This window comes from Streptomyces melanogenes (genome assembly GCF_014649795.1).
GTDB lineage: Bacteria > Actinomycetota > Actinomycetes > Streptomycetales > Streptomycetaceae > Streptomyces > Streptomyces noboritoensis.
The window spans coordinates 132320-143857 of record NZ_BMTS01000007.1; the positions used below are offsets into that span (position 1 = coordinate 132320).

The 11538-nt window shown below is 71.8% G+C and carries 11 protein-coding genes; all 11 read right to left on the bottom strand.

Annotation, left to right across the window (positions count from 1 at the left end):
* Positions 1-3: 3 nt before the first annotated feature.
* The 11 genes from rfbC to IE252_RS17295 are packed head-to-tail and all read right to left on the bottom strand — an operon-like array spanning position 4 to position 11537.
* Positions 4-555: a dTDP-4-dehydrorhamnose 3,5-epimerase gene (gene rfbC, locus IE252_RS17245; RefSeq protein ID WP_190090308.1), complete on the bottom strand. Its 552-nt coding sequence runs from the start codon at positions 553-555 to the stop codon at positions 4-6.
* A complete protein-coding gene (locus tag IE252_RS17250; protein ID WP_190090309.1) occupies positions 552-1775 on the bottom strand; it encodes a polysaccharide pyruvyl transferase family protein in 1224 nt (407 codons plus the stop codon). Before IE252_RS17250 ends, rfbC begins: the two co-directional genes overlap by 4 nt.
* Positions 1772-2719, bottom strand: coding sequence for a glycosyltransferase family 2 protein (locus tag IE252_RS17255; protein WP_190090310.1), 948 nt, complete (start codon positions 2717-2719; stop codon positions 1772-1774). The genes IE252_RS17250 and IE252_RS17255 overlap by 4 nt, the downstream gene beginning before the upstream one ends.
* Complete coding sequence (locus tag IE252_RS17260; RefSeq protein ID WP_190090311.1) at positions 2716-4026, bottom strand: MATE family efflux transporter; 1311 nt, start codon at positions 4024-4026, stop codon at positions 2716-2718. Before IE252_RS17260 ends, IE252_RS17255 begins: the two co-directional genes overlap by 4 nt.
* A 4-nt stretch (positions 4027-4030) precedes the next feature.
* Positions 4031-5314, bottom strand: a complete 1284-nt coding sequence (locus IE252_RS17265; RefSeq protein WP_190090312.1) for a DUF4910 domain-containing protein — start codon at positions 5312-5314, stop codon at positions 4031-4033.
* The gene (locus tag IE252_RS17270; protein ID WP_190090313.1) at positions 5302-6327 is read right to left on the bottom strand and encodes an NAD-dependent epimerase/dehydratase family protein; all 1026 of its coding nucleotides are present in this window, start codon (positions 6325-6327) and stop codon (positions 5302-5304) included. Before IE252_RS17270 ends, IE252_RS17265 begins: the two co-directional genes overlap by 13 nt.
* A gap of 3 nt (positions 6328-6330) precedes the next feature.
* On the bottom strand, positions 6331-6978 hold the full coding sequence (locus tag IE252_RS17275; RefSeq protein WP_190090314.1) for a PIG-L deacetylase family protein: 648 nt from the start codon (positions 6976-6978) through the stop codon (positions 6331-6333).
* A complete protein-coding gene (locus tag IE252_RS17280) occupies positions 6975-7769 on the bottom strand; it encodes a glycosyltransferase family protein (protein ID WP_190090315.1) in 795 nt (264 codons plus the stop codon). Before IE252_RS17280 ends, IE252_RS17275 begins: the two co-directional genes overlap by 4 nt.
* Positions 7766-9001: a class I SAM-dependent methyltransferase gene (locus IE252_RS17285; RefSeq protein WP_190090316.1), complete on the bottom strand. Its 1236-nt coding sequence runs from the start codon at positions 8999-9001 to the stop codon at positions 7766-7768. Before IE252_RS17285 ends, IE252_RS17280 begins: the two co-directional genes overlap by 4 nt.
* The gene (locus IE252_RS17290; RefSeq protein ID WP_190090317.1) at positions 8998-10242 is read right to left on the bottom strand and encodes a glycosyltransferase; all 1245 of its coding nucleotides are present in this window, start codon (positions 10240-10242) and stop codon (positions 8998-9000) included. Before IE252_RS17290 ends, IE252_RS17285 begins: the two co-directional genes overlap by 4 nt.
* 2 nt (positions 10243-10244) lie before the next feature.
* Positions 10245-11537, bottom strand: coding sequence for an O-antigen ligase family protein (locus tag IE252_RS17295; RefSeq protein ID WP_373298562.1), 1293 nt, complete (start codon positions 11535-11537; stop codon positions 10245-10247).
* Between the last annotated feature and the right edge of the window lies 1 nt (position 11538).

Genomic DNA, 11538 nt, shown 5'->3' on the forward strand with positions numbered 1-11538 from the left:
ACTTCAGCTCTCTTTCTGCTTCAGGACCTCGGCGAGGCTCGGCGCCTCCCGGTCCCGCTGGGACATCGACGTGACCGGCAGCGGCCACCCAATGGCGAGCTCCGGGTCGTCGAAGGCGATCGTCACGTCCTCGGCCGGATCGTGCGGGCGGTCGATCCGGTACGAGGTGTCGGCGGTCTCGGTGAGCGCCTGGAAGCCGTGCGCGCACCCCGCCGGGATGTACAGGGTCGCCTGCGTCTCGCCGGACAGGTCGAAGGTGGCCACGTTGCGGTAGGTCGGCGAGTCGGGCCGCAGGTCCACGACGACGTCGAAGATCCTCCCGTACGAGCAGCGCACCAGCTTGGCCTCGCCGTTGCCGGAGCGCAGGTGCAGACCGCGCAGCACGCCCCGGACCGAGCGGGACACGCTGTCCTGGATGAAGGCGTCCGGGTCGAGGCCCACCGAGCGGACCACGTCGGCGTCGAAGGTGCGGCAGAAGAAGCCGCGCTCGTCGGCGTACGGCGTCGGCTCGAAGAGGTACGCGCCCGTGATCTCCGGGACTTCGGTCGCTTTCATGGGGCCTTCCGCAGGGCATGGGCGTGGTCGGCCGCAGGGAACAGGGCCGTGGTCAAGTCGGTGAACTGGTCCTGGAGTTGGCGGGCGGCTTCCTGGTTCCGCTCGGTGAGGGTCCGCCGCAGCTTTGCCGATTGCTTCTCCAACTCCCGGAACTGTTCGAGCAGTCGGTCGGAGTCGACCGCGCGGGCCGGGTGGCAGTACGTGCCCAGGCCCATCCGGTCCATGAGCGCGTCACTCTTCGCCGCGTAGCTGACGGCGAGCGTCGGTGTGCCGGCCTTCAGTGCGCAGATCAGGTTGTGGTAGCGGGTCGCCACCACGGTGTCGGCGGCCGCCGTCTCCTTCATCAGGTCGGCCAGCGAGGCCGTCTCGGCGGCGGTGACCAGCGGCGAGTCCACCGCGTCGAGGATGGCCGCGACCACCGGCGCGTCGCATTCGTCGCCGGTGAGCAGCCGGACCGGCCTGCCGTCCTCGACCAGCGTGCGGACGAAGCGAGTCGTCCCGTCGAGGTAGCACCGGTGGATCTCCTCGGCCCGGGCGCGGTCGTCGTTGCCGCCGTGGAAGGCCATGACGCCGACGCAGACCAGGCCCGGGGTCGGGCTCTCGGAGGGCGTCGGCAGGGCGAACGCGAGGTCCGGGTAGACCTTGTCGCGCGCGGTGTCCACGCCCATCGCCCGCATCGCGTCGCGGGACGGGGCGTCCCGGTACGAGCGGTAGGCGGCCAGCCGCGCCGACCAGCGCACCAGGGCCCGGGTCGGCCGGTTGCCGATCGGGGCGGCGCCGACGCTGACCAGCGCGACCCGGGTGCCGAGCAGCCGGCCGGACGCGCAGAGCAGGAACAGCGAGTACGGGAAGCCCCACGGCCGCAGCGGCAGCGTGGCCTCCAGGACGCCCATGCCCGGCACGATCACCACGTCGTGCCGGCGCACCCAGGCGGCGGTGCGGAAGACGTCGACGAGTTTGCCCAGCCCCTTTCCCGCGATCGCGCCCGCACGCGACGCGGTCCGGTACTCCCCGCGGTACCAGTGCAGCCGCGTCGCGGGGATGCGGTACCGGGTCGCGACGACCTCGGGTCCGCCGCACAGCGCGTCCACGACCGCGTCCGGGTGCTCGGCGCGGAGGTAGCCGAGCACGGCCTCCAACGACCCGTCGTTGCCGAGGTTGCCGGAGCCGAGCAGGCCGAACACCCCGACGCGCACCGGAGTTCCGTCCGCAGATGTCACGTCTGCCTTCCCTCACGTCCGGCGACGAGGGCGTCGACGGAGACGGTGAGCTTGGCAGGGTCGACCGGGGCGCGGTCCTCGACCCGCTCCCCGGCGCCCGGCCGGGCGCGGCTGGTCATCCACGCGGCCAGGTGGCGGTGGCACGCGCGCCGGTCGGCCGAGGACAGCGGCGCCCGCCCGATCGCCGAGACGAAGCCCCAGACGTACTCGGCGAGCAGCCGGGGCGTCGGGTGCAGCGGGCCCGCCCGGCGCGGGTCCAGGTTGACGCACCGGGAGCGCTTGGACGGGTTCGCCCGCTCGGCGCGGGTGGGGTGGTCGCGGCGGAAGTACAGCAGCTCCGGCACCTGGTGGAAGGGTCCGTGCAGCCCGATCTCGGTGACGAACGTGCGGTCCGCGTGGTGGTAGCTGTCGTGCGGCTTCACCTTGCGCAGCACGTCGGCCCGCATCACCCCGTAGAAGTCGTCGCCGCCGGGCTCGAACAGCATGCTGCGGAAGCGCTCGGGCGCGTGCGGCGAGCCGGTGGCGAGCGTGTACGCGTACGGCACCTTCACCTGGCCGTTCTCGTCGATGACCGCCTGGTCGGCGTGGGCGAGGATCACCTCCGGCCGCTCGTCAAGGGCCTCGACGCAGCGCCGCAGCAGGTCCCGGGCGTACAGGTCGTCGTGCGAGGCCCACTTGAACAGTTCGCCCCGGCACTCGGTGAACACGTAGTTGTGGTTCGGCGCGGCGCCGATGTTCCTGGGCAGCCGGATGTACCGGATGCGCGAGTCCCGCGCCGCGTACTTGCGGCAGATGTCCTGGGTCCCGTCGGTCGAGGCGTTGTCGGAGACGACCAGCTCGAAGTCCTCGTAGGTCTGTCCGAGCAGCGCGTCGAGCGACTCGGCCAGGTACTCCTCGCCGTTGTACACGGGTAGGCCGATGCTCAGCCGGGGTTGGGCGGTCATGTGGTCCTCACTTCGCGGATCGGGTCTTGGTGGTGCGCGCGCAGGGCGGAGCGGAGCTCCAGCCACCACACGGTCGAGCTGCCGACGGTCGCGGCGGCGACGCCCCAGGCCGAGCCGACCGTGCCGCCCACGGCCGCCCCGCCGAGCCCGCCGCTGACGTAGCAGGCGGAGGCGAACAGCTGGCAGCGCAGGCTGCGCCGGGCCGCTCCCAGCGCCCGCAGCCCGGCCGCCGCGCCGGTGCCGAGGCCCGCGCCCGCGACGGAGAGGGTGACCGGCACGATGAGCTGGGAGGCGGAGTGCCAGACGCCGCCCAGGACCAGGTCGCCGAGCCGGTCCGGCACCAGCAGCAGCGCCCCGCCCCAGAGCAGCGCGCCGACGGCCTGGCCGCCGCCCAGCAGGAGGCAGAACGTGCCGAGGCGGTGCGGGGCGCGCCGCAGCACGCGTGCCGCCTCGGTGACGGTGACCAGCGACAGGCCCATCAGGACGGCGAGGAACGGGCCGAGCAGCAACTCGGCGCCGCGTACCGTACCCACCGCGCTGACCCCGACGATCGCGCCGAGCCCGTACGCCCGCAGCTGGCTCGCGCCGCTGAGGCTGACGTTCTCGACCAGGTACCGGTACCCGAGGTCGCGCTGCTCGCGCAGCCATCCGCGCGCTCCGCCCAGGTGGGGCCGGATGCCGGACTGGAGCCAGCCGTACCCCGCCGCCACCGCGGCGGACGCGCCCCAGGCCAGCACGAAAGCGGCCACCGTGCCCACATGGGCCGCCACCACCAGGGCCGGAACGAGCGCGACGCCCCACACGAGGTCGTTGACGAACGCTTTCTGCCCGGTGCCGGCGGCGAAGAACGCGAACCGCCAGGCGTCCTGCAGCAGCAGCCCCGGCAGCACGACGCCGAGGACGGCGAACGCGGCCCCCACGCTGCCGCCGAGGGCGAGGCCGACCAGCACGCACGCGGCGCCGATGCTGGTGCCGACGCCGAGCGCGGTACCGGAGGAGCGGGCCACCGCCGAGCGCCAGGCCGGCTCCGGCACGCCGCTGAAGCGCACCACGAGCGGGTCGGTGGCCAGCCCGCGCGAGACGTTGAGCACCACGCCGTAGGTCACCCAGGCCAGGCTGAACGCGCCGAACGCGGCCGGCCCGAGCGAGCGTGCCACGTAGATGCCCACCGCGAAGTTGCTCATGCTGGAGGCCGCCTGGTCGGCCAGTCCCCAGGACAGTCGGCCGACCATGGCCCGCTTGGCGGTCTTCGGCGCGGGTCCGGGCACGGCCGCCGGTACCGTCGCCTTCTCCCCTTCGGTGGTCACGGCGTCATGCCTTGATCAGATCGGCGCCACGCAGGGCGTCGGCCGCCGTGGCGACGGCGTCGAACGGCAGCCCGGCCCGCCCGGCGATGTCCAGCAGACTGTGCTCGCCGTCGGAGAGGCTGAGCACCCAGAGCATGGCCATCTGGGCCTGCTTGGTGTCGCTGCGGCCACCGAGCGCGTCGTACAACCCGCGCCGTCCCAGCTGGGGTTCGCCGTAGGGGCTGAGGTTGACGTACCGCCGGTTGCGGTCGAGCACGGCGAACGCCTCGCGGCAGACCGCGAGCGTGTCCGCCATCGCCTCCTGGGAGACGAAGTCCGGGTTGTCCGCCGAGGTGTGGTACTCGGGGTACCCGGCGTACGGGGTCCGGCTGAGCGAGCCCACACCGAGGTCGAACCCGGGGGAGCAGTACTGCCGCTCGTCGTAGCCGTACGGAGTGAACTCGTTGATGCCGTGCGGGCGTTCGGAGGCGGCGAGCACGTGCCGCATCACCCGGTCGATCTCCGCGTCACCGCGCCTGCTCTGCTTGTACGTCAGTTGGCCCCGGTCGCCCGCGCAGGCCAGCACGAGACCGTGTTTGACCTGGTCGATCCGTTCCGCGTTGCGGGCCAGCCAGGTGATCGCCCCGATGGTGCCGGGCGCGTAGATGAACCGGTAGGTGTAGTACGGAGTCTGCTCGGCCAGCGCCCGGGCCAGGAACGTCGCCACCGCGATGCCCGCCAGGTTGTCGTTGGCCAGTGACGGGTGGCAGACGTGGCAGGAGACGATCACCTCGTCGGCGACCTGCCCGGGGACCACGTGCTCGGCGTAGGTGAGGTGGCCGTCGGCGAGGGTGGAGTCGATGTGTACTTCGTACTCGCCCTCCGGCAGCGCGTCCAGGGTCTCCTGGGCCAGGCAGAACCCCCACTCCGGCTTGTAGTAGCTGGTGCGGTACGGCACCCAGGTCGGGTGGTCAGGCAGGGTGTGCAGGTGCGCGCGCAGCTCGGACAGCGGCATGGTCTCTGACACCGGCACGCTGTAGCCGAGCACGTGCAGGCTGGACGCGGCGAAGTCGACGACCCGGCGACCGGCGCTGTCGGCGATGTACGCGTCCCGGATGTTCCACTCCTGCGGCACCGTCCAGTCGAGCACCTGCGTTCCGGTCGGCACCTCGTGCACCCGCAACGGGACGTACTCGCCGACGATGTCCAGGGTGGCGCGCACGCCGTCGCCGGTGATGCTCCGGCAGAGCGGGTACAGCCGCTCCACCAGGGCGTGCATCTCCTCGCCGGTCGAGGTCATCGGCGCCACCGCAGGGTGTCGTCGACGGTACCGGCGTCGGATGCCGCGCGCAGCACGGCGAGGCGGGTGAAGCGCCGCTCGAAGTCGTCCCGGGTCAGCTCGAACTTCCGGTAGGCCTCGGCGAGTTCGAGCGCGCCCCGTTTCACCGTCCACTCGCACGCGAAGCCGGGGATCGCGGCGCGGAACCGGGAGAAGTCCACCCGGTAGGAGCGCGGGTCGGCGCCGTTCTCCCCGGTGATCCGCACCTTCGCGCCGGTCACGGCTTCGGCGACCTGCTCGGCGATCTCGGCGACCGTGACGTTGTTGGTCTCGCTGCCGATGTTGAACGCCCGGTCGTGGACCGCTTCGCGGGGCGCGGTCAGCGCGGCCGTGAAGGCCCGTGCGATGTCGGCGGCGTGCACCAGCGGCCGCCAGGGGGTGCCGTCGGAGAGGACGAGGACCTCGCCGGACAGCAGCGCGTGGCCCACCAGGTTGTTCAGCACGATGTCGGCGCGCAGCCGGGGCGAGTAGCCGAAGGCGGTGGCGTTGCGCATGAACACCGGGGTGAAGTCGTCGTCGGCCAGCGCGTGCAGATCGTCCTCCACCCGCACCTTGGACTCCGCGTACGGCGTCACCGGGCGCAGCGGGGCGTCCTCGGCCACCAGCTCGTCGCCGCCTGCGGCGCCGTAGACGGAGCAGGTCGACGCGTACAGGAAACGCTTGACTCCGGCCTCGCGGGCCAGGCGGGCGAGGCGTACGGACGCGTGGTGGTTGATGTCGTACGTGAGCTCCGGCGCCAGCGAGCCCAGCGGGTCGTTGGAGAGCGCGGCCAGATGGATCACGGCGTCCACCCCGGCCACGTGCTCGGCCGTGACGTCGCGCAGGTCCACCCGGTGCCCCTGCGGGTCCCCGGGCGGCGGGCCCAGGACGCAGTCGGCGAACAGGCCGGAGTCAAGGCCGACGACTTCGTGCCCGGCGGCCGTGAGGACCGGGGCCATCACGGTGCCCAGATAGCCCTGGTGTCCGGTCAGTAGTACGCGCACAGTTCAGTCCCCCAGATTGAGCGTGAGTTTGGTGACGGCGAACGCCTCGGCGTAGCGCGCGTGGCATTCGATGCCCCGGATGCGTGCGAGGCCGAGGAAGGCCTCCCGGTCGTACCAGGGCCGGTGCCGCTGCGAGGGGTAGTGCTCCTGCAGCAGCCGCACCTTCTGTTCGGCGGTCTCCGGCGACAGCGGTTGGTACGCCGACGGGCGGCCGAGATCGCCGTCCCACTTGACGATCTCGTAGCCGAGCACGAGGTGGTCGCGGAACGCGGTGGGTATCAGCTTCGCCAGGCCGCGGTGGTCCTGGTGCGCGTCGTCGGTACGCGGCGCGAGCACCAGATCCGGATCGGTCTGCCCGCGCAGCTCCTCGACGGCGGCCTTGGCCTCGTCCCAGTGCACGGGCATCCGCCCGTCCGGCAGCTTGAGCACGGTCAGGCGCAGGTCGGCGCCCGGGCAGAAGGCGGCGAGCGCGGCCCGCTCCTCCTCCTCGCGGTCGCTGCCGCCGCCGGAGAGCACCAGCGCGTCGACCCGTATGCCCGGCCGCGCGAGGCAGAGCGTGAGGAGAGTGCCGCCGGCGCCGATGGCGATGTCGTCGCAGTGCGCGCCCACCGCGACGATCCGGTCCAGGGGTCCGGCCCCGAGCCGGATCACGCCCGCGCCCCCGCACTGTCCCGCTCCCACACGGCCCACGGGCGGTCGCCCCGGGCGTAGGCGTCGTCGAGCGCGGCCCGCTCCTTCACGGTGTCGGTCGGCTTCCAGAAGCCGCGGTGCTGATGCGCCACCAGGCGTCCCTGCTTGGCGAGTTGGCCGCATCCGTCGGCGACCAGGTCCCCGTTCTCCGGTATGTGGTCGAAGACCTCCTGGCGGAGCACGAAGTAGCCGCCGTTCTCCCACAGCGGCATGTCGCTCACCGCGGTGATGCCCCCCACCAGGCCGTCCTCGCCCAGCTCCACGCAGTGGAACGAGGACTGCGGCGGCACCACCATCATCGACGCACCGGCGTCGCGCCGGGCGAACCGGTCGATCATCTCCGGCAGCGGGGCGTCGGTGAGCACGTCGGCGTAGTTGGCGAGGAACATCTCCTCGCCTTCCAGATGCTGCCGCACCCGGCGCAGCCGCTCACCGATCGGCGACTCGACACCGGTCTGCACGAACGTGATGGTCCAGTCGGCGATGTCGGTGGACAGCAGCTCGGTCTTCCCGCCCCGCAGCACGAAGTCGTTGGACGTCGTCTCCTCGTAGTTGAGGAAGAAGTCCTTGATGTGATGGGCCCCATAGCCGAGGCACAGGATGAACTCCTTGTGCCCGAAATGCGCGTAGTAGCGCATGACGTGCCAGATCAGCGGGCGCGGCCCGACCATCGCCATCGGCTTGGGCACGTCGTCGGAGGCTCCGCTGCGCATGCGCATCCCGTAACCGCCGCAGAACAGGACGACCTTCATCGCTTGACCTCGACAATGCTCAGTTCCGGGATGGGAAAGACCAGTCGGCCGCCCCAGTCGTGCACGAAGGACAGCTGCTCGACCAGCTCGGCCCGCAGGTTCCACGGGAGGATGAGTACGTAGTCGGGTTTGTCCGCGGCTATCTGCTCGGGCGCCAGGATCGGGATGCGGGTGCCCGGGGTGAACCTGCCGTGCTTGTACGGGTTGCGGTCGACCGTGTAGGCGAGCAGGTCGGGCCGGATGCCGCAGTGGTTGAGCAGGGTGTTGCCCTTGCCCGGGGCGCCGTAGCCGACCACCGTCTCGCCGCGCTCGGCCGCTTCGATGAGGAACTTGAGAAGGTCCCGGCGCACCTTGGCGACCCGGGCGGAGAACTCGGTGTACCCGGACAGCTCCTGCAGCCCGGCGGCCTTCTCCCGGTCGAGGACGGCGGCCACCTGCTGGGACGGTGCACCGGCCACCTCTGCAGGCCGGGCCCACAGCCGGATGGAGCCGCCGTGCGTGGGCAGCAACTCCACGTCCACCAGGGCGAGTCCACCGCTCGCGAGCGCCCGGATCGCGGAGGCGACCGTGTAGTACTGGAAGTGCTCGTGGTAGATCGTGTCGTACTGGTTCTCCTCGATCAGGGTCAGCAGGTGCTGCACCTCGATGGAGACCCAGCCGTCGTCGGCGACCAGGGCGCGCAGCCCCTGGGTGAACCCGACCACGTCGGGGATGTGCGCGTACACGTTGTTGGCCACGACCAGGTCCGCCGGGCCGTGCTCGGCGCGGACGGCGGCGCCCGTCTCCGGGCTCAGGAACTCCGTGAGCGTGGGCACACCCGCGTCCCGCGCCGCGGCGCCCACGTTCACCGACGGCTCGATGCCCAGGCAGCGGATCCCCCGGTCCACCACGTGCTTGAGCAAGTACCCGTCGTTGCTGGCGACTTCGACCACGAAGGCGTCGGGACCGAGACCCACCTTCTGTACGGCGTCGGCGACGTACGTGCGCGCGTGCTCCACCCAGGAGGTGGAGTACGAGGAGAAGTACGCGTACTCCTTGAACGTCTCCTCCGGCGTGATCAGCGGCGGTATCTGTGCGAGCCAGCAGTCGGTGCAGACCCGCAGGTGCAGCGGGTACGCGGGCTCCGGCTTGTCCAGTTGGTCCGCGGCGAGAAAGCTCTCGCACGGTGGCGTCGCCCCGAGGTCGACGACGCTCGTCATCGCTTCCGAGCCGCAGAGTCGGCATCCTGTCATTTTCCGTCCCCATCCCCCCTGCTCGCGTGGGTGTCCCCACTGCGAGCCAGTGCTGACCGTCCCGCGATCGCGGTGCGGTACTCCTCCACCAGGCGGTCCAGGCCCACAGCCGGGCTGAACCCCTGTTCGTAACGGCGCCGGGCCGCCTGGCCCATCTCCCGGTTGCGGTCCGGCTCGGCCGTGATCCGGCGTATGCAGGACGCGAGCGAGGCGGGCTCGTGCGGCTGGTGCAGCAGCCCGGTCACCCCTTCGTCGACGAGTTCGACGAAGGCGCCGTGACCGGCGGCGACGGCCGGGACCCCCGCCGCCATCGCCTCCGCGACCACCAGGCCGAACGTCTCCAGGGCGATCGAGGGAGCCACCACGGCGACCGACCGGGCGAGGGCCTGGCGGCACTGCTCCGGGTCGTACAGGCCGACGTACCGCACGTCGTCCCGGCCCTGGGCCCAGGCGGTCACCTCCCGCTCCAGCGGCCCCGCGCCTGCCAGCACGAGCGGGACGCCCACACCGCCGGCCGCGGTGATCTCGTCCCACGCGGCCATGAGCAGCCGTACGCCCTTGGCCTCCGCGAGCCGGCCGAGGAAGAGCAGGTGCTCGCCGTCGTCCGTGCGGCGGGCGCCGGGGTCGGGCACGAAGTTGTGCTTCACCGCAAGGCGTGAGGCGGGCATGCCGGACCGCACCAGGATGTCGCGCTGGGCCGCGGAGATGCAGAAGAACCGCTCCACGCCGGTCCACCACCGGCGCCGGTTGACGGACATGCTGACCGCGAGCGGGACCGTCGCCAGCCGCGAGTTGCGGTAGCAGCCGTGCCGGACGGCGGGCAGCGGTGCCTTGGCCCCGACGCACTCGGTGCAGGACTGGCCGTTGCGGTGCAGCGTGCCGGGCGGGCAGACCTGGGTGTAGTTGTGCAGCGTGGCGACGACGGGCACGCCCGCGTCGGCGCAGGCGGCGAGGACCGCCGGTGACAGGAGCGGGAAGACGTTGTGGACGTGCACCACGTCAGGCCGTTCGCTGCGCAGCCGTGCGGCGAGCTCCGTGCGGACCGCCGGGTTCCACGGCACGAGGAGCGGCACGGCGACCTTGCCGAGCAGCGACCGGGCGGCGATGTCGTCGCTGCGCCGCTCGAAGACGTCGACTCGGTGGCCCGCCGCGCGCAGCAGTCCCACCTCCTCGTCGACGACCCTGTTCTCCCCGCTCGGCTGCGCCGAGGAGTAGCGGTTGTGCACCACGAGTACGTGCATGGTCAGGTCACCTCCCGGTTCCGGGCTCGGCGTGGGATGCCCCGTCGGGCGACCGCGGGCGGTGCCAGGGGTGTGGCTTCGCCAGGTGCCGCGAGCAGCGAGGCGGCCAGGGCGAGGTGCAGCAGATACGGCGAGGCGTCGCCAAGACCGGCCTCGGTGTACGAGGAGATGGCGACGTAGCTGATCAGGAAGATCGCGCAGGCCCGCTGCAGCGACGGCGGGCGCAGCAGCGCGACGCCGCCGAGAACGATGATGATTGCCGCCACGAGGACGACGCCGATCAGACCCTGCTCGTTGTAGACGGCCAGCCAGCTGTTGTCGATCGGCAGGCCGCCGAACGACTTGTCGCCCAGGCCCACGCCGAACACCTTCTCCGGCACGGAACGGGGCTCCGCCAGCAGGGCGTCCCAGACCTTGGCCCGGCCGGTGAGGTTGGAGAAGCTCTCCTTGTCCTGCCCGCGCATGAACCACGTCTGCAGCGCGGAGGCGAACACCACCGCGGCCACCGTGGCGCACAGCACCGACCAGGTGAAGAACCGGCGGGCGGCGGCGCTGGTCAGGATGAGCGAGCCGATCGCCAGGACCAACCCGAGGAGCAGGCCGATCGTGGCCGTCCGGGTGTGGGTCATCGCGAGCAGGACGAACGTCGGCACGATGATCAGCGCCGCGCTCGCCCCGGTGGTGCGGCGGCCCAGCAGGAGCAGCACCGTGAGCCCGATGATCACCGCGGAGTACTGTCCGATCTGCGGCGGGGTGAGCGGCCACAGCGCGCCGACCAGCCGTCCGCCGTAGTACTCCGGCATGGCGGTGCCCGGTGAGATGACCAGGCCCGCGGCCACCGATCCGAGCACCGCGAAGTACATCCGGATGTGGTAGCGGACGAACGTCAGGCTGCCGTCCCACCAGCGGCTGAGCAGCCACAGCGTGCCGACGAAGAGCGTCAGCCGGAAGCAGCGGAACAGCGCGCCGAGGCCGACCTCCAGGTGCATGCTGGAGATCACGCTCGGCACCAGCAGCAGGGTGAGCAGGAACACGAAGGCGCTGGGCCGGATGCGCAGCCGGAGGTTGAGCAGGAGCGCCAGCGCGAACGCGGCGACCAGCGCGCCCATGGTGGCCATCTGGATCAGCGAGCGGGGCAGCGTGACGATGGTCTTCCCGGCGGAGCCGAGCGTGTTGAGGCCCAGCAGTGCCCAGACGATCCAGACGGCTTTCGGCGTGCCGGTGGAGGGCGGTTCGGCTTCGGTGTGCGTGTCCGTCGTGTCCGGCAGCCCGCCGCGCATGGGGGTCCCGTCCATC